A 25,155-nucleotide genomic window follows, 5' to 3' on the forward strand; every position below is an offset into this window, starting at 1 on the left:
TGACATGAGCAAACAACTTCAAGACGCATACATCGTCGCAGCGACCCGCACCCCGATCGGCAAGGCGCCGCGCGGCATGTTCAACAAGACCCGCCCGGACGACCTCCTGATCGCTGCGATCAAGGGCGCGATGGCGGCCGTGCCGAACCTGGACCCGGCGCTGATCGTCGACGCCGTGATCGGCTGCTCGTTCCCGGAAGCCGAGCAGGGCTTCAACATCGCCCGCCAGGCGGTCGTGATGGCCGGCTTGCCGAACACCGTCGGCGGCGTCACCGTCAACCGCTACTGCGCCTCGGGCATCACCGCGCTGGCGATGGCGGCCGACCGCATCCGCGTGGGCGAAGCCGACGTGATGATCGCCGGCGGCGTCGAATCGATGTCGATGGTGCCGATGATGGGCCACCACCCGTCGATCAACATGCGCGTGTTCGAAGACGAGAACGTCGGCCTGGCCTACGGCATGGGCCTGACCGCCGAGAAGGTCGCCGCGCAGTGGAAGGTCTCGCGCGAAGACCAGGACGCCTTCGGCCTGGAATCGCACCGCCGCGCCATCGCCGCGCAGCAGGCCGGTTACTTCAAGGACGAGATCACCCCGGTCGAGATCACCACCCGCACGCCGAACCTGGCGACCGGCGAAGTCGACGTCAAGCGCCGCACCGTCGATGCCGACGAAGGCCCGCGCGCCGACGCCAGCATGGAATCGATGGCCAAGCTGAAGCCGGTGTTCGCCGCCAAGGGCAGTGTGACCGCCGCGACCTCGTCGCAGATGTCGGACGGCGCCGGCGCGCTGATCGTCGTCAGCGAAAAGATCCTGAAGGAGCACAACCTGACCCCGCTGGCCAAGTTCTCCTCGTTCGCCGTGCGCGGCGTGCCACCGGAGATCATGGGCATCGGTCCGAAGGTCGCGATCCCGGCCGCGCTGGCCGCCGCCGGCATCAGCCAGGACCAGCTGGACTGGATCGAGCTGAACGAAGCGTTTGCCGCGCAGGCGCTGGCCGTCATCCGCGACCTCGGCCTGGACACCAGCAAGGTGAACCCGCTGGGCGGCGCGATCGCCCTGGGCCACCCGCTGGGCGCGACCGGCGCCATCCGCGCCGCGACCGTGGTCCACGCCCTGCGCCGCAACAACCTGAAGTACGGCATGGTGACCATGTGCGTCGGCGCCGGCATGGGCGCGGCGGGCATCATCGAGCGCGTGTAATCCTCGGGTAGCACTGACAGAAAGGCGCTGTGGGAACACCTGCAGCGCCTTTTTTCATATCAAGACAAGGAGACCCTGAATGGACATCCAGACCAGCAAAACGGACGGCATCCTCACCATCGAATTCAACCGCCCCGAGCGCAAGAACGCGATCACCGGCGCCATGTATTCGACGATGGCCGCAGCCCTGCGCGACGCCGAGGGCGACGCCGGCGTGCGCGCCATCCTCATCACCGGCAAGCCGGAGATCTTCACCGCCGGGAACGACCTCGACGATTTCCTGAACAACGTCGGCGAAGGCAAGATGACCGAGGACCGCCCGGTGTTCCAGTTCATGAGCGCGCTCGAATCGAGCAGCAAGCCGGTCGTCGCGGCCGTGGCCGGCGCCGCGGTCGGCATCGGCACCACGATGCTGATGCACTGCGACCTGGTGTACGCGGCCGACACGGCCAGGTTCTCGATGCCGTTCGCGCAGCTGGGCCTGTGCCCGGAGTTCGCATCGTCGCTGCTGGTCGCGCAAGCGGCCGGCTATACGCGCGCGGCCGAAAAGCTGCTGCTGGGCGAAGCCTTCGGCGCCCAGGAAGCGTTCGAGATGGGGATCGTGGCCAAGGTGCTGCCATCTAGCGAGCTGCTGGCCTTCGCGCAAAGGCAGGCGGCCAAGCTGGTCAAATTGCCGCCGGCGTCGATCCGCACGACCAAGGCGCTGATGAAGCGTTCGCGCGCGGCGTTGGTCAAGGAGACCATCGCGGCGGAGAACGAGCGCTTTTCGGCGATGCTGGTCGGGGACGAGGCCAAGGAGGCGTTCACGGCGTTCTTCGAGAAGAGGAAGCCGGATTTCAGCAGGTTCGACTGAACGGCTTTACTGTCCGGACAGCCGAACGATCCCGCCCGCACGGGATCAAACCAGCAGCGCCAGGTCATCTGGCGAGGGAGGGCACCATGAACCTGCTGCTGGCATTCATGCCGTTCATCGTTTTCGTGATCGTCGAGCGCCTGCTGAGCATCCCGGTCGGGCTGGCCGCTGGCGCGGTGGCGGCGGCCGCCTTGCTGATGCGCGACCTGATCACGCCGGGGCGCAGCGTCAAGCTGCTCGAGGTCGGGACCTTGCTGCTGTTCGGCGGACTGACGCTGCTGCATCTGGCCATGGGCGAGCAATGGACAATCGTTGACGTGCGCCTGCGCGTGGATGCCGGCCTGCTGCTGATCGTGCTGTCGACGATGGTGCTGGGCCGGCCGTTCTCGCTGCAGTACGCACGCGAGCGCGCCGCGCCCGAACATTGGGAACGTCCCGATTTCCTACGCGTGAATTACGTGATCAGCGCCGCCTGGGCGTTGGCCTTTGGCGTGCTGGTGGTGGCCGACGTCGTGATCGATGTGATGCCGGGGCTGCCGCGCGCGGGCGGCATCTTGGCGATCGTGGCCGCGCTATGGACGGCGGCCTGGTTTACGGGCTGGTATCCGGAACAGCACCAGCGCCGGATGGCGGGCCGAACCTGATCCGCCGCGACACATCTCAGTTGCGGGCAACCTGCACGGTCGCGTCGTGGGTGACGGCGGCCATCTCGCGCGCATCCTGGCGCATATCGTCACGTACCGACAGCACCAGCAGGGCCGAAATCATCAGAACGCTCACACCCGACACACCAGCCATAAACATGATTTTCATGAAATTCTCCGTTGAGCAGCGACCGATGTGCTGCTGTTCGAAATCATAGCGCTCAATTTGTATTTCCCGGTAGCACTTTCTTTCTGAGGCGCAAAAAAAGTTCCTAAAAGCAGCAATTTCCCCACACTCGGCATGGCGCCGTTATCGATGCTTGCACGCAAGGCACGAGCTTTCCACTAGGCATCGTGATGCGGCCGCTTGACTTTGGCTTGCGGTATCGCAAACGCCGTTCGCACGCGGCTACACGCAACGTCCCAGGTGGCTAGCCCGCATTCCACGCCCAATGCAAGATGAGTGATTGACATCAAAGTGACACAAAGAAGCGCTACCATGGGCCAAGCTCTGGTGTGCCGCGCCTATTCGGAACACGGTAGAGTAGACGACTCGGCAAGGAGCTCACATGGAATGCGAAATCAAGCTGGCGGTCAATGCGACCGGCGCTACCCAAATTACGAAGTCGCCGGTACTGCGTGAACACGCAGTCTCGAAACCGGAGGAGCGCGACCACGTCGACCAGTATTTCGATACCCCCGACTTCACGCTGTGGAAGCACGGGTTCGCGCTGCGCGTGCGCACCGACGGCAACCATCACGTGCAGACGCTCAAGGGCGGCGGCAGCGCGCTGGCCGGGCTGCACCGGCGCACCGAACTCGAAGCCGACGTCCCGACCGACCAGCCCGACCCCGAGCTGTTCGCGCGCCAGCTGCACCAGGTGCTGCCCGACCTCGCGCACAAGCTCGGCGCCAAGCTGGGCGACGGCCACCACATCCAGCTCGAGCCGGTCTTTGTCAACCGCACCAAGCGCACCAGCTGGCTGATCGCACTGCCGGACGGGGGTGGCCAGGTCGAGTGCGCGCTCGACATCGGCGAGCTGCAGCGCGGCGACCATGCGGTGCCGGTACGCGAACTCGAACTCGAGATGAAGAGCGGCGACCCGGCCATGCTGTACGACCTGGCGCGCCAGGTGCACGAGGCCACGCCGGTGCGCATCGAGAACATCAGCAAGGCCGAACGCGGTTACGCAATGGCGGCCGAGGCGGCCAAGCCGCAGGCCGTCAAGGCCGCGCCGGTCAAGCTCGGACGCAAGGCCAGCATGGGCGAAGCGCTGGCCGAGATCGTGCGCAACTGCCTGCAGCAGATGCAAGCCAACGAGCGCGGCGTGCTGACCGGCGGCGTCGAAAGCCTGCACCAGATGCGCGTCGGCCTGCGCCGCCTGCGCGCGGCCCTGGCGATGGTGCGCGACATGGTGCAATTGCCCGAGCCGATGGCGGCCGACATCGAGTGGCTGGCCGCCGAACTCGGCGACGCCCGCAACTGGGACGTTTTCATCGACACGCTGCTGCCGGCGCTGCCGCTGGCGGATGAACACCAGCCGGCGATGGAGCGCGTACGGGTGGCGGCGCGCGAGGAAGCCGAGCGTCATCGCTCGCGCGTGCGCGGGGCCGTGAACAGCCCGCGCTATACCACGCTGATGCTGGCGCTGGGCGGCTGGATCGCCGGGCGCGGCTGGCAGCAGCCGGGCCTGCCGTCGGAGCCGCTCGACCAGCGCGTCGCCAAGGCCGCGCCGCAGCTGGTGCAGCACGCGGCCGCGCGCGTACGCAAGCGCGCGCGCCAGCTCGACCTGAGCCGGCCGGAGTGCCTGCACAAGGTGCGCATCGCCGCCAAGAAGGAGCGCTATGCGCGCGAGTTCTTCGCCACCCTCGGCCACGGCAAGCGCGGCGCGCGGCGCCACGAGCTCTTGAGCGGCATGCAGGACGAGCTCGGCGAGATCAACGACGCCGCCGTCGCGCGCGAGCTGGTCGCCGAGTTGCGCGAGCGCGTGCCGCAGGAATCGGCGCTGCTCGGCTTCATCGAAGGCGTGCTGGCCGAACGTGCGGTCCAGGCGTTGCCGCGTGCGCGCAAGCATGTGCAGCGCAATCTGCGCGAGCGCGCCGGGTTTTGATGGCGCCTTCACCGCCAGGAACCGGCTTTTCCGACCGGCGCCAGGCTGGTCGTGAAGGCGGGCGGCATGCACGGCGTCCGTGAAGCCGGCCGTCTCGTGCGGGTAAGCCGCGCGTTTCTCAAGCGCGCTTCTCGTGCAGGTTCGTCGAGCAAGACGCTCGAGCCTGGATTCATGCGTTCTCCCGCGATTGTGGCTTGCGGATCTTGCCACAATCGCGGGGCATGTTGCGGAATTGGTGCCGGTATGTTTCCCGACCGCCGGCGCCGGTAGGGCGGCCAAGCCGCCTGGCTCTTTTCCCTAGGAGCGAGGCCTATTTTGGCGGTCGTATGTGACAGGCGTTTGACGTTTTCGTGACGTTTTCATGCGTAATGACTGGGCTTTAGCCGCCAGGTTCTTGCCTCTTTTCCCTTTTCCCTTAAGCAAAAAGCACAGATAATCTTCGTTTGCCGGTGTCGAACCGCCGTTGTCCAGGAGAATCCAGTGCAAGACCACGATCAAGACCACGATCAAGCCCAAGAGCGCGACCGCAAACGCACTGCGGCCGGCCAGCCGGCCAGCCCAGCGCGCCGCAAGATCTTTCAGGCCGCCGCCGCGGTCGGGCTCTCGGGCTCGCTGCCGGTCGGCGCCGAGGCGGCCCAGGGCAGTCACGGCGATGGCAAGACGGATGCGGCCACTGGTGCGGCCACCAAGGGTTCGCTCGACGCCAAGCTCAAGGCGAACGTCAAGAACGTCGTCGTGATCTACCTGGAAAACCGCAGCTTCAACAACCTGTTCGCCGATTTCCCCGGCCTGGCGCAGCCGCTGTCGGCGGTGTCCGCGCAAGCCGCGCAGCAGAAGGACCGCGACGGCTCGGTCCTGCCGGCGCTGCCGAAGGTCTGGGGCGGCATGGTGCCGGCGCGCCAGAACCTGGGCGGCAAGGATTACCTGATCAAGGAAGACCAGATCCATGGCTTGCCGAATGCGCCGTTCAAGCTGACGGATGCCGAGGGCAAGCCGCTGCCGGAAGGCCTGGTCACGCGCGACCTGTGCCACCTGTTCTATCACAACCAGATGCAGATCAATGGCGGCAAGAACGACGGCTTCGTCGCCTGGGCCGACAGCGGCGGCCTGGTCATGGGCCGTTACGGCGAGACTTCGAAGAACCTGGGCCTGTTCCAGATCGCGCGCGAGTACACGCTGTGCGACAACTTCTTCATGGCCGCTTTCGGCGGCTCCTACCTGAACCACCAGTTCCTGGTCAGCGCGCGCACGCCCGAGTATTTCAATGCGCACGCAACGCCGGCCGCCAAGAAGATCGCCGTGCTGGACGACGGCCCGCAGGGCTATCGTCTCAAGCAAGCGCCGGATTCGCCCAAGTCCGCGCTGGAGGGCAAGCCGAAGTTCGTCAACAACGGGACCATCACCCCGGACGGCTACGCGGTCAACACGATGGCGCCGCCGTACCAGCCGACCTGGGTGCGCCCGGCGCCGGGCGGCGATCCGCAGATGGCCGACCCGGACGACCCGTCGGTGCTGCCGCCGCAGACCTACGACACCATCGGCGACCTGCTGTCCCGGCGCGGCGTGAGCTGGGCCTGGTACGCCGGCGCATTCCAGGCGGCGCTGGACGGCCGCGGCGAAGGCACGCGTCCGAACTTCCAGTTCCACCACCAGCCGTTCAACTACTTCAAGCAGTTCGCGCCGGGCACGCCCGCGCGCGCCGAGCACTTGCGCGACGGCGGCCTGGGCGACAGCCCGATCTCGAACAAATTCATCGCCGATGCGCTGGCCGGGAAGCTGCCGGCGGTCGCGTTTTACAAGCCGCAGGGCAACCTGAACCTGCACGCCGGCTACTCGGACATCGAATCCGGCGACGCCCACGTCGCCAACGTGATCGCCCACCTGAAGCAGTCGCCGCAGTGGAAGGACATGGTCATCGTGGTCACCTTCGACGAGAACGGCGGCTGGTGGGACCACGTGGCGCCGCCCAAGGGCGACCGTTGGGGGCCGGGCACGCGTATCCCGGCGATCGTGATCTCGCCATACGCCAAGAAGGGCGCCGTCGACCACAATTTCTACGACACCACCTCGATCCTGCGCTTCATCACGCGCCTGCACGATTTGCCGCTGCTGGAAGGCATCGCGGCGCGCAACGCGGCCTTCGAAGCGCGCGGCGCGCGTCCGCCCGGCGACTTGACCGGGACGCTCAGTTTCCGCTGATCTCGTTCTCGACCACCACGAAGCGGCCCATGCGGCTGCTTTTTTGTTTTTGTTTCCTGCAGGCTAACGCGCGCTGTGTTGCAAAACACGGCGCTACACTAGCTCGGCGTTGTAATTTTTATATGCGCTTTTGCGCACGGCGCCCCGCCGTCAAGCGCCAACTTTCAATTCGATGAAATCAGGAGAACAAAATGCAAAACAATAAAACCTTGAAAGGGCTGCTTGCCGTGTCGGCAGTGGCCGCCATGTTCAGCAGCTTCGGCGTGCACGCCCAATCCGCTACCACCGCCGCCGGCCAGAACATGGGCCAGATGGGCACCGGCACCGGTAGCCAGGCCGCCCCGAACACCTCGGGCAAGACCACCTCGGCCGGCACCATGGGCAACAGCAACAGCACCGGCATGGAAAGCCGTCCGGAAGCCGGCTCGTCGAGCATGGGCCAATCCGGCGCAGCCGGCGCCACCGGTTCGTCGGGTGCTTCGCTGAGCAGCGGCGACAAGAAAGCCATGATGGACATGGCCCAGGCTGACATCAACGAAGTCGCAGCCGGCAAGATCGCCGTCAGCAAGGCCCAGAGCGCCAGCGTCAAGGCCTACGCCCAGCAGATGATCGACGACCACAGCGCCGCGCTGACCAAGGTGCAAGCCGTGGCCCAGCAAAAAGGCGTGACCCTGCCGACCGAGCCGGATTCGGCCCACAAGGCCATGGCCGCCAAGCTGGAAAAGATGAGCGGCGACGCTTTCGACAAAGCCTATATGCAGAATGGCGGCGTCAAGGACCACAGCATGGTCCAGAAAAAGCTGATGGCCGATGCCAAGAAGATCAAGGATGCGGACGTCAAGGCCCTGGCCGACCAGCACGCACCGGTGGTCGACCAGCACCTGAAATCGGCCCAGCAGATGGACATGACCAAGTCGGGTACGACTTCGGGCAAATAACACGACTGACCGACCGGAAACGCTCGGCCAACTGTCGCGAACCGCTGTTCCGGATGTCGGGGCAGCGGTTTTTTCATTGTGGAAATGTTAACGATGTGGCTTAGGGGTGCCGACGGCCTGCCCCGCGCTGACGCATGCACGATCGCATTGGATCAATGCATGTCGGACTGCAGCTTTTCCTGGTATTTGATTTTGACAAACGGACGCGATCGGAAGAGGTACCCGATGCGCTTGAAGTACTTTCGTACGTAGTACATGTAATTCCGGCCGCGCATTTCGCTCAGCTCTTTTATCCTATCGGACGACTCACCGATGTTCGAAGCAAGCGAGGCCGAGGTCAGGCCAATCGAATACGGCACCAGGACTTTTACAGGGAAGAATTCTTCCTGAAAGTATTCCCATTTGTCCGCCACGACGTAGATCGGAAAGAGTTTTTCGACCATCATTTGCGCCGCTGCTTTGGTAATGAAATAACCATGCGCGCAGACGCCGCGATAGGCTTCATACAGCCGGTGCTGGTTGTGGAGGCGATCTTCGGTATTCTCGTCGTAGCGCTTCGCATGGCTCAGCAGTACCGCGATGGGAAGGCTGGCCGGGTAATGCCACGCCAGGTTCGACAGCGTCGCCGGCAGCTGGTCATCCAACAGATTGGCATCGTCTTCCAGCACGAGCGCATGCGGAATGTCTTCAGCGACCATCTTGCGGTAAATGTTCATGTGGCTGAGCGCGCAGCCGATTTCATCCTTCGACAGTTCCCGGTTAAAACGCCAGATCGCCTTTTCGGGATCGTAGGAAGCCGCCAGTTCTTCAGCCGATAAGGCTTTGCCATAGACGGCTTCCGTGATCGCATACGGAATGCTCAACTTCCGCAATTGCGTTTCGAGATGTTCGCGACGTTCTTTATCTTGGGCAGGCTGATAACGAAAGCGGGAATGTTGTTTTCGGTACGCATGGAAGAGTGAAGACCTACAATGACTTGGAAGGCAATATTTCAAAATAATCAAGCGGATCGCCAGGGAAGTCATCGATTGGCCGGGACCGCAAGGCACGCGAAACCACTTGAATGGATAGGCGTCGGGGCAATGCGCATGATTGATCTGCGTAATTATAGCTTGGAAGAGATTACAAATGCATCGTGGAAATATCCATGCGGCGATAAGTCAGGTCGGAGGAATCCGCTTTCAATCCTGCACGTCGCGGCCGGCTTTGACGGCCCCATCCATTGTCGATAACATTCCTGCAATAACATCGGTAGCGCTAACGCGCCGACACAACCAGGAGACGACGATGACCCACCCCTTCGCCCGGCTGCTTGCCTGCGCCGCCTTCGCGCTGCCAGTCTTGCAGGCCGCCCATGCCGCCGGTGCCGCTCAGGCCGCTCAGCCGCCGGTCGATGTGCAACTGGCCGGCCAGCCATCGAAAAACGCCCAGGCCAGCAGCCTGATGGCGCCGATCCAGAACATCTACGGGCGCACGCACCTGAGCCTGAACGGGCGCTGGTCGTACATCATCGACCCCTACGAAAACGGTTATTACGATTACCGCCACATGCCGTTCGACCAGTCGGCCAGCGGCAAGGGCGGCTTTTATGACGACCGCAAGCCGAAGGACAAGACCGACTGGGTCGAGTACGACTTCGACGCATCGCCGACCATGAAGGTGCCGGGCGACTGGAACTCGCAAGCCGAAAAGCTGCAGCTGTACGAAGGCACCGTCTGGCTGCGCCAGGTATTCCAGGCCGATCCGAAGCCGGGCAAGCACTACGCGCTGTACTTCGGCGCGGTCAACTACGAGGCGCACGTCTACCTGAACGGCAAGAAGCTCGGCATGCACAAGGGCGGCTTCACGCCATTCCAGTTCGACGTCACCGACAAACTGGTCAAGGGGCGCAACTTCGTCGTGGTCAAGGCCGACAACACGCGCCACCAGGACGAGATCCCGACCGTGAACACCGACTGGTGGAACTACGGCGGCATCACGCGCGACGTCATGCTGGCCGAGCTGCCGGCGACCTACATCGCCGACTACAAGGTGCAGCTGGCCCGGCACGACCGCCATCGCATCCAGGGCTACGTGCAGATGGCCGGCGCGGCGAAACAGCAGCAGGTCACGCTGACGATTCCGGAAGCCGGCCTCACGGCCACCGTGCGCACCGACGCGATGGGCCGCGCCGCCATCGACCTGCCGGTCGCCGACGGCAAGCTGCAATTGTGGTCGCCCGACAGCCCGAAGCTGTACGCGGTTCAGCTGCAGGCCGGCGAAGACAAGGTGAGCGACCGCATCGGCTTTCGCACCATCGAGACGCGCGGCCACGACATCCTCCTGAACGGCAAGTCGATCTTCCTGCGTGGCGTCGCCATGCACGACGAGAACCCGCTGATCCCGGGCCGCCTGCGCGGCCAGGGCGACATGCGCATGCTGCTGCAGTGGGCCAAGGAGCTGAACTGCAATTACGTGCGCCTGGCGCATTACCCGCACAGCGAGGAGATGATCCGCCTGGCCGACGAGATGGGCATCCTGGTCTGGGCCGAGGTGCCGGTCTACTGGACCATCTCGTGGACCAACCCGGACACCTACGCCAACGCCAACGCGCAATTGACCGACCTGATCGTGCGCGACAAGAACCGCGCCAGCGTGATCGTCTGGTCGGTCGGGAATGAGACCCCGGAAAGCGACGCGCGCAACGCCTTCATGGGCAAACTCGCAAAAACCGCGCATGCGCTCGACGACACGCGCCTGGTCGCGGCCGCGCTGGAAATCCACCGCAAGGGCAACGAGGTGACGGTGGAGGACCCGCTGGCCGACCAGCTCGACCTGGCCAGCTTCAACGAGTACGCCGGCTGGTACTGGGCCAGCAATGCCGAGATGCTGAACTATCACTTCAACATCAAGTACGACAAGCCGGTCGTTATCACCGAGTTCGGCGCCGACGCGCTCGCCGGCTACCACGCCGATGCCGACACGCGCTGGAGCGAGGAGTACCAGGACGCGCTGTACCGCAACCAGTTCCAGATGCTCGACAAGATCCCGGGCCTGCGCGGGATGACGCCGTGGGTGCTGGTCGACTTCCGCTCGCCGCGCCGCCCGCACCCGTACTTCCAGGACTTCTGGAACCGCAAGGGCCTGATTTCGGACGACGGCAAGAAGAAGCAGGCGTTCTGGACGCTCAAGGGGTATTACGACGCCAAGCAGCGCCAGTACGACGGCAAGGCCGCGGCACCGAACTGAACGTCAATCCAGCAGCGGCGCGAGGTCCGGGTCGCCCTTGGCCATCGCGCGGCGGTAGGCCGGCCGTTCGCCGATGCGTTGCAGCCAGGCGCGGATATGCGGCCAGGGTGCCAGGTCGATCGGCTGGAACAGGCGCATCGTCGTGAACGTGAAGGCGCTCATGATGTCGGCCGCCGAAAAGTCCTCGCCCGCGAGCCAGGGCGCCTCGGTAAGGCGCGCGTCCACGTGCGCGAACGCGCGCGCGAGGCGCTCCTGCGTGTTCGCCAGCAGCGGGTGCCCGGCCGGCAGCCCAGCGCGCTGCGCCGTCATGGTGCGCATCACGACCGGCTGCAGATTGCCGTTGGCGAAGTGGAACCAGTACAGGAAGTCGGCGTAGTCCGATCGCTCGGGGCCGGGCTTGAAGCGGCCGCCGCCATGCTTGACGATCAGGTATTCGACGATCGCCGCCGATTCGGCCAGAAGCAAGCCGTCGTCTTCGATGACAGGCGCGGCGCCGAGTGGGTGCAGGGCCTTCAGCTCCGGTGGCGAGAGCCGGGTGACCGGATCGCGCGTGTAACGCCGCAGTTCGTAGGGCAGGCCGAGCTCTTCGCAGAGCCAGACGATGCGTTCGGATTGAGAATGGCCTAGGTGATGGATGGTGAGCATGGGATTTCTCCACGTTGGGGCATCATTGGGCGCGGTCATGACCGCGCACGGCGGTCGGCGCGAAACCGAAGCGCTGGCGGAAGCGCACCGCGAAGCGCGACGGCGATTCGTAGCCGACGGCGGCGGCGATGTCCGACACCGGCTGCTCGGTCGCCTGCAGCAGCGTCAGCGCGGTCGCCATCCTGGCCTCGACCAGCAGCGCCGACAGCGAAGTTCCTTCGGCGGCCAGGCGGCGTCGCAGCGTCGCTTCCGACAACGCGAGTTCGCTGGCCACGCGGCCGGCGCTCCAGTCGCGTTCCAGGCGGCCGGCGGTCAGCGTGCGCACGCGCGCCGACACGTCCTGCGCCAGCGACGCGCTATGCAGCACGATGCCGGCCTCCAGCAGCCAATGCATCGCTTCGAGCAGGCGCAGGCGCGCGATCGCGTCGGGGACGACCGCGTCGGGCGCCAGCGCCTGCTCGGCGTGGGCGACGGCCGCCGTCAAGGCCGGGTCCACGTCGGCCAGCAGACACACCGGCGCCGCAGGGCGATTGGCCGCGTCGCTGCGCGCGGCGGCGTCGCGGTAGCTGGCGTCATCCAGCAGCGCAGGATCGAACACCAGCCAGCGCGCCGCATAATGCGCGCCTTCCGACACGGCGTTCCTGAAATCGACCGTCTGACCGCCGGCCAGGACGATCGCCTGGCCTGGCTGGGCCCGCGCTTGTGCCCCGCGTTCGGCGCGTACGGTCTTGACGCCGCGCTCGACCAGGATCAGCACCGGCTGGTCGATGCGGATGCGCAGTATCACGAGCTCGCGGCCCTGCGCGACACGGGCCGTGGCGCCGAGGCCGGGCCGCGCGTGGATGACGCGGGCGGATGCGTTCAACGCGAACCCTGCGCGGTGAAGCAGGCCTTGCCGACTGTGTGACCGAGCGCCATGAACGCCAACAGGGCCGGCGTCGCCGTCGGTGGCAGTTCGAGGCGCGGCACGTCGAGCGCCGTCACGGTGACGACGTAACGATGTGTTTCCCCAGGCGGCGGCAGCGGGCCGCCGTAGCCGGGCACGCCCATGTCGGTGTTGACCTGCAGCGCACCCTCGGGCAGCAGCGCCTCGTCGGTGCCGGCGCCGCGCGCCAGTGCGCGGGCCGTGCCGGGAATGTTGGCAACCGCCCAGTGCCACCAGCCGGAGCCGGTCGGGGCATCCGGATCGTACAGCGTGACGATGAAGCTTTTCGCATCGGCCGGCGCGTCGTGCCATTCGATCTGGGGCGAGAGGTTGTCGCCGTCGCCGCCCATGATGTTGGCGAACTGCGCGCGGGCGACGCGGCCATCGGCCATGTCGGGACTGTTGACGCGAAAGCGGGCGGAAGGCGTGGGATGCGGTGAGTTCATGGATGCCTCGTCAGTTGAGAGGCAGCCAGTCTAGCGCCGAAAACCACGATATTTTGTGCGACTTCGGTCAGATTTGGTGCCGATCCGATCAAGTGCCTGTCCTAGTCCGGCAGCGCCACCCCCGACAGCTCGGCGCACAGGGCCAGTAAACGGTCCTGCAACGCCGGGTCCTGCGCCTGCGGGTTCGGGCTCTTTGGACGCATGTGATAGAAGTAGCGGCCGCTCACGCGCGCGGCCGGATCGTCGCCTGCGGCCAGCCAGGCCTGGGTGCGGTGGCCCTGGTCGAGGTCGTCGGGCGCGCCGCGGCCACCCATGCGGGTCGGCACCCAGCCGGGTTCCAGCGCGTTCGAACAGACCTGCGGCCAGCGCCGCGCGATGGCGAAGGCCAGCATGGCGTCGTGCAGCTTGCTCTCGGCGTAGGCGCTCGAACCGCTCCAGCGGCGCTTGCGCCACAGCAGGTCGTCCAGGTCGGCCAGATGCGCGTCGGCGTGCAGGTGCATGCCAGAGCTGAGATAGACCAGCCGCTCCGGCCGTTGGTCTTCACCGCCCATCAATGCCGTCAGCACATACGGGGCCAGCGTGTTCACGGCGAACACGTGCGGCAAGCCGTCGCTCGTTTCACGCTGGCCTTCCTGGTAGCCGACCGCGGCATTGTGGATGACCGCGTCGAAGCGGCCCAGCGCATTGGCCTGCCCGGCGACGGCCCGCATGCCGGCCAGCGTCTCCAGGTCGCCCTCGACGATGGCGTCAAACTGCGGCAGCGCCTCGCGCGCATGCGCGGCGCGCTCGCGCGTGCGCGCGTGCAGGACCACCCGGTGGCCCTGTTGAACCAGCAGCTGGCCGGCCATCAGGCCCAGGCCGGTGGACGAGCCGGAAATGAAGATACGTGCCATGCGAGCTCCCTGTTCTCGACGATCGGATGCGTGCAGTCTAGGACGTCTCGTCGATCCGCGGCGCATGTTCCGGCGCCGGCCTGAAGCGTTCCCTGGCCAGGTCGACGAAGGCGCGCACCTGGGCCGGCAGCCAGGGACTGGCGGCGAACAGCAGGCTGACCTCGAGCGGCGCCGGACGGTGTCCGGCCAGCACCTCGACCAGTCGTCCGGCGTCCAGTTCCTGCTGCACCAACATCTGCGGCGCCTGGATCAGGCCGAAGCCGGCCAGGGCCGCCTGCACCAGTGCCTGGCCATCGTCGATCGTCGCCACCGCGCGCCAGCCGGGCGTTCCGGCGGGCAGCTCGAGCGGACGCGGGCGGCCGCTGTCGGGCAGGCGGAATTGCATGCCTTCGTGGGCGGCCAGGTCGGCCGGACCGAGCGGCGTCCCGGCGCGCTCGAGGTAGGCGGGCGCGGCGCAGATGACCAACGGCGTCGCCATCAGCGCCAGGGCACGCACGTTGCTGTCCTTCAGGCGGCCGAAGCGCAATGCGAGATCGTTGCGGTCGCGTACCAGGTCGCTGTGGCCATCGTCGACGTTCAGGCGCAGCTGGACGCCCGGATGAGCGCGCCGGTAGTCGGCCAGCAGCGGCGCCAGCCAGGGCAGGGCGCCGGCCGGTATCGACAGCGCCAGCTGGCCCCCCAGCTCGGCGGGCGCGGCCAGCGTGTGCTGCAGCGTGTCGAGTTGGTCGAGCAGCTCGGCGTAGGCGGCATAAGCTTGCAGCCCACGTTCGGTCGGCGCCAGGTTGCGGTTGTCGCGCGCCAGCAGCTGCACCCCGAGCTCCGCCTCCAGGCGCGCGATGTTCTTGCTGACCGCCGACGGCGTCAGCCCGAGCAGGCGCGCGGCGCTGCTGATACCGCCGGTGCGTACGGTTTGCACGAAGGAGCGCTGCTTCATCAGCTCTTGCGCGCCGGTGTTGACTTTGAGTCCAATCGGTTTAGACATGCGGTGCCGTTCCCTGTAAGTCGGTCGCTGCGGATAATGCGCGCATCCACTCACAATCGAAGGAGCGACCATGGAAGTCCGCAACGTCAATACGATCCCCGCCGTCGAACTGCCCGGCCTGACGCACCGCACCCTGGCCTCGGCCGCCGGCGGGATCACATCGTTCGAAGTATGGCAGCAATCGCTGGGCCCGGGGTCGGCGACTCCGCTGCACCGGCACGATTGCGAAGAGGTGATCGTGTTCACCGGCGGCAGCGGCATCATGCTGCACCAGGGCGTCGAAACCCCGTGCGCGGCGGGCACCGTGCTGCTGTGCCGGCCCAACGAGCTGCACCAGATCGTCAACACCGGCAGCGACGACCTGACCTTGTATGGCGTCCTGGCGGTGTCGCCGGTGCCGGTGGTCGATGCCGACGGCCAGGCGATTCCGCTGCCCTGGTAGGGCGTTTATACTGGCAGGATGAACCCGACCCGCTGCACCTGGGCCAACCTGGCCAACCCCAACTACATCGCGTATCACGACCACGAGTGGGGCGTGCCCTGCCATATCGAAACCACGCTGTTCGAGATGCTCAACCTCGAGGGCGCGCAGGCCGGGCTGTCGTGGGAGACCATCCTCAACAAGCGCGACAACTACCGCGCCGCCTTCGACGGCTGGGACGCCGACAAGATCGCGCGCTACGACGACGCCCGCGTGGCCGAACTGCTGGCCAACCCGGGCATCGTGCGCAACCGCCTGAAGGTCGGCGCGGCGATCAACAATGCGCGCGCCTACCTGGCGCTGCGCGAGCAGGGCCTCACGCTCGACCGGTACCTGTGGGCCTTCGTCGACGGCCAGGCGATCGTCAACGACTGGCCGGATGGCGCGCGTCCCGCCAGGACCGATCTGTCCGACCGCATCTCGAAAGACCTATCGAAACGCGGCTTCAAGTTCGTCGGCTCGACCATCGTCTACGCCTACATGCAGGGCATCGGCATGGTCGACGACCACGACCGCGCCTGCTTCTGCCGTGCGCGCCGCTGAACGCTGGCGCGGGCGCACGCGCTTCACGGTGTTTTACGGCGACCACGGCGACGGCGACGGCGCCGCGCTGCGCACGCGGCTCGACGCCTGGCGCGCCGACCCCGACAAACCGCCGCACCTGCACCTGATCGCACTGAGCCCGGACCTGATGCCGGGCGTGCACCGCATCCCGCAACCGGATGCGGGCGTGACGCTCGACCTGGTGAGCAGCACGCTCGATGCCGCGCTGGCCCAGCTGGCGGCGCGCGTCGACCTGTTCGTGCTGGATGGCCTGGCGCAGGCAGGCGAGGCCTTCGCGCGCCCGCTCGCGCGCGTGGCCGCGCAGGACGCGGTGATCGACGCGCGCGGCTTGACCCCGGCGCAGGTTGGGGCTTTGACGGCGCAGGGTTTCGTGTTCGATGACGCCGGCCGCGGCAGCACCCAAAGCGCCCGCTTCGCCAGCCGCAAGCCGCGTCCGCCATCGCCGCCGGAGCCGGAGCGGCGCGCGATCGTGCTCGGCGCCGGCATCGCCGGCTGCGCCGCGGCCGAACGCCTGTGCGCGCGCGGCTGGGACGTCACGCTGGTCGAGCGCCATGCGCAGCCGGCCGGTGAGGCGTCCGGCAACCGCGCCGGCATCTTCATGCCGCTGGTCTCGAAAGACGACAACATCCCGACGCGCCTGACCCGCAGCGCCTACCTGTTCGCACTGCGCCACTGGGCCGCGCTGGGCGGGCTGCAGGGTGGCGATGCCCTGAGCGATGGCCTGAGCGATGACCTGAGCGGCGGCCCGATCGAAGGCCAGGCCTGCGGCGTGCTGCAGCTCGCGCGCGACGCTGAGCACGCTGCCGTGCAGCGCGCCATCGGCGCAGCCGGCACGCTGCCGCGCGAGTTTGCCGAGTGGCTCGAGCGGCCGCAGGCCGAAGCGCTGCTCGGCTTGCCGGCCCCGGATGGCGGCTGGCTGTTCCGCCAGGGCGGCTGGGCGCGGCCCGGCAGCGTCTGCGCGGCGATGCTGGCGGCCTGCGGCGCGAAGCTGACGCAGCGCCTGGGCGTCGGCGACGTCCACATCGAAGCGGTGGCCGAGGGCTGGCGCGTGCTGGACGCGCTAGGGACTGAAATCGCACGCGCGCCCACGCTGATCCTGGCCAATGGCGTCGGCGCGCTGCGCATCCCGCAAGCATCGGCGCTGCCGCTCACCGCGATGCGCGGCCAGGTCACGCATGTACCGGCCGGCCTGCTGCCTCCGCTGCCGCTGGTGCTGTGCCGCGAGGCCTACCTGACCCCGGTGGCGCACGGCGTGTGCAGCGCCGGCGCCACCTACGACCTCGATCCCGACCCGGCGCTGTGGCCGTCCAGCCAACAGGAAAACCTGGAGCGCCTGCGCGGCCTGCTGTCGGAGCCGCATGCGTTTGAAAACCTGCCGCTGCAGGGGCGCGTGGGCTTTCGCTGCATCGCGCCGGACCGGCTGCCGCTGGTGGGTCGCCTGCCCGACGTCGACGCACTGGGTGGCACCGAGCGCCTGCGCGACGTGCCGCGCCATCCCGGCCTGCACACGCTGCTCGGCTACGCGTCGCGCGGGCTGATCTGGGCCGGCTGGGCGGCCGAGCTGTTGGCGGCCCAGCTCGAGGGCGAGCCGCTGCCGCTGGAGTCGACGCTGGTCGATGCGCTCGATCCGGCGCGCTTCGTGTTGCGCGCACGCCGCAATCCACGCGCTCCGCAGGGGAGCTGACGCCCGGCGTTTGACATGGGAGAAGGATTTTTTGCGGCCAAGCGTATAATTGGCTTTGAGCAACATTGCTCGCATAAAGGCCAGGATGGACGATACGCTGATGGAAACGCCGCATGCGCAGGAACTGTTCATGTTCCTCGCCGCCACCGCGCACGACATGAAAAATTCGATCAGCGTCCTGTCCGGTACGCTGGAGCGCCTGCTGGTTGCGAACGCGCCGGCCGGCGCGGCGGACGTTGCCGCGCCGGCTGATCCGGCGTATCCGCAGATGGCGCACATGCTGTACCAGACCAAGCGCCTGAACGACAACCTGATGCAGCTGCTGGCGTTGTACAAGCAGGTCGGCACGCCGGCCTACCCGTTCGACATGCAGCCGCTGCAGCTCGGCCAGCTGGTCGAGCAGGTCGCGGCGCTGGAGCGCGTGCTGCTCACCTCGCGCGGGATCCGGCTCGAACTCGACTACGACCCCGACCTGGTCTGGCACCTGGACGAAGACCTGATCGTCGGCGTGCTCTCGCATGCGATCAACAACGCGATCCACTACACCCGCGACACGGTGCGCCTGTCGATCCGCGAACTGGACGGCTGGCTCGAGCTGCGCGTCGAAGACAACGGCCCGGGCTATCCGCCGGCGCTCCTGCGGGCCGGCACGGTGAGCGCGCGCGACGCCGCCGGCGGCGTCAACTTCCTGACCAACAACGCCGGCCTGGGCCTGTATTTTTCTGGCGAAGTCGCGAAGATGCACCGGCACCGCGAGCGCCGCGGCGAGGTGCGCCTGGAGAATGGCGGGCTGCATGGCGGCGGCTGCTTCGTCCTGAGGCTGCCGTGAACGCACCGGTTCCCCCCGCAGCGGTCGCCAGCGCGCCCCCGGCCGCCAACCCGGCCGCCAACCCGGCCGCCAACCCGGCTGCCGGCGCGGTCGCCAGCCCGGCCGCGCCGGCGCCGATCGACTGGGCCGACAAGAACTACCTGATCGTCGACGATTTCGTCGGCGTGCGCCAGCTGCTGCGCGAGAGCCTGCGCAGCCTGGGCGCGAAGAACATCGACCAGGCTTCCAGCGGCGGCGAGGCGGTCGGCTTGCTGGCGCGCACGCGCTACGACGTGGTCCTGTGCGACTACAACCTCGGCGAGGGCAAGAACGGCCAGCAGGTGCTGGAAGAAGCGCGCGTGCGCAACCTGGTCAATCCGAGCACCGTGTGGCTGATGGTCTCGGCCGAAAAGAGCGTCGAGTCGGTGATGGGCGCGGCCGAGCAGCAGCCGGACGCTTACCTGATCAAGCCGATCACCGAGGGCGTGCTGCTGACGCGCCTGAACCGCGTGTGGCACAAGAAGCAGGTGTTCCGCATGATCGACCAGGCGGTCTTCGAGAAGGACACCCTGCGTGCGGCAAAACTGTGCGACACCCAGGCCGAGCTCAACCGCGCGCACGAGATCGACCTGCTGCGCATGAAGGCCAAGCTGCTGGAGCGCTCGGGCGAGCCCGCGCGTGCGCGCGAGGTGTACGAGCGCGTGCTCGAGCAGCGCGAGTACCAGTGGGCGCGCGCCGGCATCGCGCGCATCCGCCTGGCCAACGGCGAATTCGAGCAGGCGCGCCAGGCCTTCCAGGGCGTGATCGCCGAGAACCGCTACTACATCGACGCCTACGACCAGCTGGCGCTGGCCTACCAGAATCTCGGCAAGCCCGAGGAAGGCTGCGCGATCCTCGAGCGTGCGGCCAGGCTGTCACCCAATTCGGTGCCGCGCCAGAACCGCCTGGGCCAGGCCGCGCTCAAGCTGGGCAACCTGGCGCTGGCCGAAAAGGCCTTCCGCAAGTGCATCGCGATCGGCGCGTACTCGATCGCCAGGACGCCCGACGCCTACCTCGGCCTGGCGCGCGTCTGCGGCCAGAAGAACGACCCCAAGGAAGCGCAGGCGCTCTTGCAGTTGGCCCAGCGCGAGTTCGGCCACGAGCACCCGGACCTCGAGCTGCGCGCCAAGATCACCGAGGGCCTGGTCTGGCACGAGAGCGGCGACTACCGGCGCGCGCGCAAGGCCGGCGACGAGCTGGAAGCGCTGCTGGCCACGGATGCCGAGCGACCCGACACCGCGACCTGCCTGGAGATGGCGACGCTGCTGTTCGCGGTCGGCGTCAAGGAGGCGCCGGTCGAGCTGCTGTGCTGGGTCGTGCGCAACAACCACGACCATCCGCTGCTGCTCGACGAGGTGCAGAAGATCTTCGACAAGGGCCGCCTGGGCGAGGAGGGCGCAGCCCTGATCCGCAGCGTGCGCAAGGAAGCGTCCGACCTGATGAATCAGGGCGTCCTGCTGTGGAAGACCGGCAAGCTGGGCGAGGCGGTCGCGTGGATGCGCAATGCCCGCCAGACCACGCCGCACAACCAGCGCATCCTGTTCAACGCGGCCCAGATCCTGGTCTCGCACATGCAGCAGCACGGCTACGACGAACGCCTGTCCCTTGAGGCGCGCGAGGTGCTGCACCACGTCGACCGCCTGCTGCCGGGGCAGCAGCGCTTTGCGCAGTTGATGGAGCAGCTGGCGGCGCTGCAGCCTGTAGCTGAAGTAACGCTGAGCTCCAACGTGGCGGAAGTCGCGTAGCCGTCCGCATCATATACCGTCACCTCACTGCCATCCCAGCCGGCGCTGCCCGGCGCCTCGTCATGCTGAGATTGTCTCGCTGAGGCGACACTGCCCACTTAATAAACTTTATTTCTTTCCATTTCGCATTTTGTGATATGTGGAGAGAATATTTACGCATTTCTACTTTATTCTTGAGCGTATTTATCGGGGCGGAAAAAGGTGCAGCGGGTATCGGCTATTAACTTTGCAGCTTACTGCACTTCTCCCTCATGAATGGCATCAAAAGGTCGTGTTGTGTGAACTGAGCACCAGGTCGTACCGTTTGGAAGTTTAAGAAAAAGATTTAAAAACCGCTGAGTTTCCTCTTGGCAAGCGGGAAATTAGCGATATAATTAAAATTATAATAAAAAAGTAAATACAGCGCGTTTTTGGTCTGCTCCACAAATACAAAGCATACGGAGCCAAGCCGGAGATTCTGCTGATTGATGGCATCTTGGAGACATCACGGCCCGGCATTACGCTGTCGCGTCTCTGCGTTTTCCCAAATAAAACTTAAGCATTCGTGGGTAAGTGCGCTCCCAGTAGTCGTGCTCGCCCTTTCGAATCTGCTCGTTTTTCGGCATTACAAATAATGAATCGGCTTACGCAGATATAACTTGGCGCGGCCCAAGAGCATGACGACGGCAGGCGCCGTCAACACGGCGATTTCTTACGACAGCGCTTCCCGACCGCAAGTTATCGGCCTGGACCCGAGCGGTGCTTCGTACGATGTCGCTCATACGCTTGGCTACAATCCGGCGGGGCAGATCGTCAATGACACGTTAAGCAACAGCAATTTCGAGCACTTCGAAAACAGGAGCTCGGCCGGCGCTTATGCGGCCAACGGTCTGAACGAATATACGCAGGTCGGTAGCCAGAGCTACGCCTACGACGATAACGGCAACCTGACGTCCGACGGGGCAACGACCTACACGTACGACGCCGAAAACCGCCTGATCAACACCGTCGGCGCGAAAAACGCCACGCTCAAGTACGACCCATTTGGCCATCTGTACCAGATCACCGGCGACACCACGACCAATTTCCTGTACAGCGGAGATTCGCTCGTCGCGGAATACCGAAATGGTGCGATGACCAAGCGCTATGTATTTGGCGCGGGCGTGGACAAGCCCTTGGTCATGTACGACGGCGCAACGGTGACGAGCGCGAACCGGCAATTTATTCACGGGAATCACCAGGGCTCGGTCATCGCGATCACGGACAGCGCAGGCAACGTGGTGGCGACCAACACCTACGATGCATTTGGCGTGCCCAGCGCCTACAACCAGGGCCGGTTTGCCTATACCGGACAAGCCTACCTGGACGAAATCGGCATGTATTATTACAAGGCGCGCGTGTATTACCCGCAAATCGGCCGGTTCCTGCAAACCGATCCTGTCGGGTACAAGGACGACATGAACATGTACGCGTATGTCGGCAACGATCCGCTGAACAAGACGGATCCGACCGGTATGTTCCAGCTGACGGGATGTCGGGAAGTCAGTGACAGCTACCTCTGCGGCGGCTCATCGTCGGACGACGATGGCAATCAAAAGAAGGCGGATATGGTAGCGGGCGCCGAGGTCGGTGGAGCGGTTGGCGCCGCCGCCGACGTGGCGATCTCCGGCGGTTGCGACGTGGCGACCAGTGGCGTTTGCGCGCCAGCCAATCCGGAAATCGTCGCTGTGAGCGCGGCGGCGGGGGCGGCGATCGGTGCTAAGCTGGGCCCACCTGTCATGGCCTCGTCGAGGATACTTGCTAAGAATATTGCAGCTGCAACTGGAAATACCAAAAAGAAATCTGAGGAAAGCCATCATATTGTTGCAGAGAATGAGCCTCAGGCCGCCAACTCGCGAAAAATCCTGGCCAATGTGGGGATGAGTATCGACAGCGCATTCAATGGCATGAACATGAATTGGCGGTATCATCGTCGCGTGCATACCGATTTGTATTACCAGAGCGTCGAAAATGCCTTGACAGGTTCGACTTCGTACGCCGATGTCGCGGCGCGACTTTCCGTGATCAGAATTAAGATCTATTTGGGTACCTTTCCGTTCTAGACATGAAGATTTTTGCCATAAACATAGCGAATGGCTTTCAATCCGTACTTCCGAGAGAGGGGGGGCAGGAGACGATCGAGCTTAAATTCAACCAGAACCGGCTCTCGGAAGCGTGGAAGAGTTATCAGTATGACTTTTTCGAACTGGCGAAAAAGAAGCCCAGGAAACCCGACCTATCGATCTTGGCAGGCGGCGTACTTGCACTGCGCGCGGATTTGAAGGAAGCGGTTTTCCCGTCCTCCACTGATGACCTGGAAGTTCTACCGATTCGTGTTTCTTCGGAAGACTGGTACATCGTGAATTGCCTTAGAGCGACGGACGCGATCGACGAAAAGGCCTCCATCCTGTATCGCAGTATCGAAGGGCAGATCTTTATGGTCGATAAGGTCGTGATCGATGATCCATCGCTGGAACGAAGCGATATGTTCGTTCTCGATGGATCGAATCGTACGACCTTGCTGACGTCGCCGTCCGTGGTCGAGCGCGTTGCCAGTCTCGGCATCGGCGGCGTCACGTTCCGTGAAATCGGCGAGTTGAACCTTGACCACCGTTCTCCAGCATGAGGTCCACGCCACCGCTCCTCTAAGTTCGAACAGCACAGGTTCATGCCATCTTTTAACCTTAACGATTCGAGCACAGTATGCCTATCCCTACATCAAAATCCGAGTTGGTGAAAGTTTTTACGGAGCTTGGGGCTTCGTCTCCGGAACTGTGGGCCAACTCGCAGATAGAAGAAGGTATTCCTCAGCTACTTCGCTTCCTATTTCTGAAGAGTGCGTGGCACTACGTAGTGGCGGAGGGGGATAGCTCGTGGATTGATGAGGAAATCGAACTTGGTCGAAGCCGACCGCAGGCACCATATGCGGGACTCAGTCAAACGTTAGAAAAGCTGAGAAACCAAGGTGTTGCGGACGAAGACCTGACGACGATTGCTCGTTGTCTGCAGGCGCAGATGATCTTCTCGCTCGGTTACTTGCTTGATGCAGGTCCATCTGAACAAATCGAGGAGATTGAAGACGTTACCTGGGGACTTTTCCAAGTCGATGACAATGGTAACCCGTTCGGTCCGGCTATCTCAGGCCTGCATGAATCTGTGCTCGAGCTCGATCCCACCGGGCGCGAAATGCGGCCCATCGGATCTCCGTAAAAGCGCCATTAAATTAGAACGGTTACGTTTACCGGTTGAACCCGCCATCGGCTACATTGATGCCGTTGCGGTAGGGGGCGTATTACGACAACCTGAATCGGTGTGGCGCAAGGAAGTGCCGAATACCGATGGCAGCATCACATCGGTTTTCGAGGTCATGACTTGTTCGAAATCAGCTGTGTGCCCGGTTCGGCAACGACAGCGGAGCGGACACTACTTTCGTTTACAACGGTTTTGGCGAATTAGTGTCGGAAACGAGCAATGCGAACAGCGCCAGCAACATGTTGAGCTATCAATATGACCTGAATGGTAACCGTATGCTCGTCCATACCAACAACCTATCCGGGCAGCCATCTGCCTGATCGGCAAGTAGACAGCGTCTTACCCGGCAGGACACGCTGCACTGCAATGATGCGTGCAGGGTGTGTTCGCAGGCCTGCGGTTAGAATCGCAGGCTCGAACAACCATCGGAGAACAGGCATGGACGGCAAGACGCTGCGGGTAGGGATCATCGGTTTCGGTTTCGCGGGTACGACCTTTCACGCGCCCTTGATCCGCACCACGCCGGGCATGGCGATCGCGGCGGTGGCCAGCAGCGACGCCGGCAAGGTGCATGCGGCGCTGGGCCGGGACGTGCAGGTCTACGCCGACCCCAAGGCGATGATCGCCCAGGCCGAGATCGACCTGGTGGTGGTCGCCAGCCCGAACGCGACGCATTACGAACTGGCCGCGCTGGCGCTCGACCACGGCCGCCACGTGGTGGTCGACAAGCCGTTCACGGCGACCGTGCAGGAAGCCGAAGACCTGGCCCAGCGCGCGCGCGCGAAGGGCGTGCTGCTGAGCGTCTATCACAACCGCCGCTGGGACAGCACCACGCGCACCGCGCAGCGTCTGCTGGACGCCAACCTGCTGGGCGAAGTGCGCCAGGCCGGCATGTACTTCGACCGCTTCCGCCCGGCGCCGCAGGCGCGCTGGAAGGAGGACGCCGATGCGCTCGGAGGCGTGTGGATGGACCTGGGCCCGCACCTGCTGGATGAGGCGCTGCTGTACTTCGGCATGCCGGAGGCGATCCAGGCCGACATCGGCCGCCTGCGTCCCGGCACGCGCTGCGACGACGCCTTCCAGGTGCGCCTGCGCTACGGCGACGGCCTGTGCGTCGACCTCGGCGCCAGCATGCTGAGCGCGATCCCGCGTCCACGCCTGACCCTGCACGGCACGCGCGGCAGCTATGCCAAGCAGAGCCTGGACCCGCAGGAAGCGATGCTCAAGGCCGGCGAGCTGCCGGGCGATCCGCGGATGTGGGGCATCGATACGGAACAGGGCGTGCTCGTCACCGGGCGCGACGGACAGATCGAGCAGACCGCGATGGCGACCGAAAACGGCGCCTACCCCGAGTACTACCGCCTGGTGCGCGATGCCATCCTGGGTGTGGGGCCGAATCCGGTGCCGCCGGAACAGGCGGTCCGCGTGATGCGCCTGCTCGACGCCGGCCGGCAGAGCAGCGACGAGCGCCGCGAAATCAGCGTCGCCGCGTGATGCTC

Annotated in this window: 24 protein-coding genes; 17 read left to right on the forward strand and 7 right to left on the reverse strand. The window is 65.2% G+C overall.

What is annotated here, in order from left to right:
• Positions 1-4: 4 nt before the first annotated feature.
• The 3 genes from FA90_RS21365 (at position 5) to FA90_RS21375 (ending at position 2,698) form a co-directional block, all read left to right on the forward strand.
• Complete coding sequence (locus FA90_RS21365; RefSeq protein WP_036172401.1) at positions 5-1,201, forward strand: acetyl-CoA C-acyltransferase; 1,197 nt, start codon at positions 5-7, stop codon at positions 1,199-1,201.
• Between the two features lie 79 nt (positions 1,202-1,280).
• On the forward strand, positions 1,281-2,054 hold the full coding sequence (locus tag FA90_RS21370) for an enoyl-CoA hydratase (protein ID WP_036172403.1): 774 nt from the start codon (positions 1,281-1,283) through the stop codon (positions 2,052-2,054).
• Between the two features lie 86 nt (positions 2,055-2,140).
• Positions 2,141-2,698 carry a hypothetical protein gene (locus tag FA90_RS21375; RefSeq protein WP_036172405.1) on the forward strand — a complete coding sequence of 186 codons (558 nt, stop codon included), beginning with the start codon at positions 2,141-2,143 and terminating at the stop codon, positions 2,696-2,698.
• A 16-nt stretch (positions 2,699-2,714) separates the two neighbouring features.
• Here FA90_RS21375 and FA90_RS26665 read toward each other — a convergent pair whose 3' ends face one another.
• Entirely contained in the window at positions 2,715-2,867 is a 153-nt protein-coding gene (locus FA90_RS26665; RefSeq protein WP_156116796.1) for a hypothetical protein, read from the reverse strand.
• Positions 2,868-3,267: 400 nt separating this feature from the next.
• Between FA90_RS26665 and FA90_RS21380 the strand changes: the two genes are divergently transcribed.
• From FA90_RS21380 to FA90_RS21390, 3 genes are all read left to right on the forward strand, one after another.
• A complete protein-coding gene (locus FA90_RS21380) occupies positions 3,268-4,809 on the forward strand; it encodes a CYTH and CHAD domain-containing protein (protein ID WP_036172407.1) in 1,542 nt (513 codons plus the stop codon).
• A gap of 480 nt (positions 4,810-5,289) precedes the next feature.
• On the forward strand, positions 5,290-7,008 hold the full coding sequence (locus FA90_RS21385; RefSeq protein WP_036172409.1) for an acid phosphatase: 1,719 nt from the start codon (positions 5,290-5,292) through the stop codon (positions 7,006-7,008).
• 191 nt (positions 7,009-7,199) lie between these two features.
• Complete coding sequence (locus tag FA90_RS21390; RefSeq protein ID WP_036172411.1) at positions 7,200-7,946, forward strand: DUF4142 domain-containing protein; 747 nt, start codon at positions 7,200-7,202, stop codon at positions 7,944-7,946.
• Between the two features lie 152 nt (positions 7,947-8,098).
• On the opposite strand, the gene FA90_RS21395 is transcribed toward FA90_RS21390, so the two are convergent.
• Positions 8,099-8,971, reverse strand: coding sequence for a glycosyltransferase family 25 protein (locus tag FA90_RS21395; protein ID WP_081933973.1), 873 nt, complete (start codon positions 8,969-8,971; stop codon positions 8,099-8,101).
• 262 nt (positions 8,972-9,233) lie between these two features.
• Here FA90_RS21395 and FA90_RS21400 point away from each other — a divergent pair, with 262 nt between their 5' ends.
• Entirely contained in the window at positions 9,234-11,174 is a 1,941-nt protein-coding gene (locus tag FA90_RS21400; RefSeq protein ID WP_239700874.1) for a glycoside hydrolase family 2 protein, read from the forward strand.
• Between the two features lie 3 nt (positions 11,175-11,177).
• Here FA90_RS21400 and FA90_RS21405 read toward each other — a convergent pair whose 3' ends face one another.
• The 5 genes from FA90_RS21405 to FA90_RS21425 form a co-directional block, all read right to left on the reverse strand.
• Positions 11,178-11,819, reverse strand: a complete 642-nt coding sequence (locus tag FA90_RS21405) for a glutathione S-transferase family protein (protein WP_036172413.1) — start codon at positions 11,817-11,819, stop codon at positions 11,178-11,180.
• Positions 11,820-11,841: 22 nt separating this feature from the next.
• On the reverse strand, positions 11,842-12,684 hold the full coding sequence (locus FA90_RS21410; RefSeq protein WP_036172415.1) for an AraC family transcriptional regulator: 843 nt from the start codon (positions 12,682-12,684) through the stop codon (positions 11,842-11,844).
• Entirely contained in the window at positions 12,681-13,190 is a 510-nt protein-coding gene (locus tag FA90_RS21415; protein WP_036172417.1) for a YbhB/YbcL family Raf kinase inhibitor-like protein, read from the reverse strand. The genes FA90_RS21410 and FA90_RS21415 overlap by 4 nt, the downstream gene beginning before the upstream one ends.
• A 101-nt stretch (positions 13,191-13,291) precedes the next feature.
• Complete coding sequence (locus tag FA90_RS21420; RefSeq protein WP_036172419.1) at positions 13,292-14,083, reverse strand: SDR family NAD(P)-dependent oxidoreductase; 792 nt, start codon at positions 14,081-14,083, stop codon at positions 13,292-13,294.
• Between the two features lie 37 nt (positions 14,084-14,120).
• A complete protein-coding gene (locus tag FA90_RS21425) occupies positions 14,121-15,065 on the reverse strand; it encodes a LysR family transcriptional regulator (RefSeq protein ID WP_051971977.1) in 945 nt (314 codons plus the stop codon).
• Between the two features lie 55 nt (positions 15,066-15,120).
• On the opposite strand from FA90_RS21425, the gene FA90_RS21430 reads away from it, so the two are divergent.
• From FA90_RS21430 to FA90_RS21470, 10 genes are all read left to right on the forward strand, one after another.
• Positions 15,121-15,507 carry a cupin domain-containing protein gene (locus FA90_RS21430; protein WP_275041330.1) on the forward strand — a complete coding sequence of 129 codons (387 nt, stop codon included), beginning with the start codon at positions 15,121-15,123 and terminating at the stop codon, positions 15,505-15,507.
• An 18-nt stretch (positions 15,508-15,525) separates the two neighbouring features.
• Positions 15,526-16,089: a DNA-3-methyladenine glycosylase I gene (locus FA90_RS27385; RefSeq protein WP_036172421.1), complete on the forward strand. Its 564-nt coding sequence runs from the start codon at positions 15,526-15,528 to the stop codon at positions 16,087-16,089.
• Positions 16,076-17,794 carry an FAD-dependent 5-carboxymethylaminomethyl-2-thiouridine(34) oxidoreductase MnmC gene (mnmC, locus tag FA90_RS21440; protein WP_036172423.1) on the forward strand — a complete coding sequence of 573 codons (1,719 nt, stop codon included), beginning with the start codon at positions 16,076-16,078 and terminating at the stop codon, positions 17,792-17,794. Before FA90_RS27385 ends, mnmC begins: the two co-directional genes overlap by 14 nt.
• 100 nt (positions 17,795-17,894) lie before the next feature.
• Positions 17,895-18,623, forward strand: coding sequence for a sensor histidine kinase KdpD (locus FA90_RS21445; protein WP_239700877.1), 729 nt, complete (start codon positions 17,895-17,897; stop codon positions 18,621-18,623).
• Positions 18,620-20,386, forward strand: a complete 1,767-nt coding sequence (locus FA90_RS21450; protein ID WP_081933976.1) for a tetratricopeptide repeat-containing response regulator — start codon at positions 18,620-18,622, stop codon at positions 20,384-20,386. Before FA90_RS21445 ends, FA90_RS21450 begins: the two co-directional genes overlap by 4 nt.
• A gap of 638 nt (positions 20,387-21,024) precedes the next feature.
• The gene (locus FA90_RS25230; RefSeq protein WP_051971979.1) at positions 21,025-22,467 is read left to right on the forward strand and encodes an RHS repeat-associated core domain-containing protein; all 1,443 of its coding nucleotides are present in this window, start codon (positions 21,025-21,027) and stop codon (positions 22,465-22,467) included.
• A 2-nt stretch (positions 22,468-22,469) separates the two neighbouring features.
• Positions 22,470-23,030, forward strand: coding sequence for an imm11 family protein (locus tag FA90_RS21460; protein ID WP_036172427.1), 561 nt, complete (start codon positions 22,470-22,472; stop codon positions 23,028-23,030).
• A 77-nt stretch (positions 23,031-23,107) separates the two neighbouring features.
• Entirely contained in the window at positions 23,108-23,614 is a 507-nt protein-coding gene (locus tag FA90_RS21465; RefSeq protein WP_036172429.1) for a hypothetical protein, read from the forward strand.
• A 176-nt stretch (positions 23,615-23,790) separates the two neighbouring features.
• Positions 23,791-23,976, forward strand: coding sequence for a hypothetical protein (locus FA90_RS27745; RefSeq protein ID WP_156116901.1), 186 nt, complete (start codon positions 23,791-23,793; stop codon positions 23,974-23,976).
• Between the two features lie 118 nt (positions 23,977-24,094).
• Positions 24,095-25,150: an oxidoreductase gene (locus FA90_RS21470; protein WP_036172431.1), complete on the forward strand. Its 1,056-nt coding sequence runs from the start codon at positions 24,095-24,097 to the stop codon at positions 25,148-25,150.
• The last annotated feature ends 5 nt before the right edge of the window (positions 25,151-25,155 follow it).

It is taken from the genome of Massilia sp. 9096, assembly GCF_000745265.1.
Taxonomy (GTDB): Bacteria; Pseudomonadota; Gammaproteobacteria; order Burkholderiales; family Burkholderiaceae_D; genus Telluria.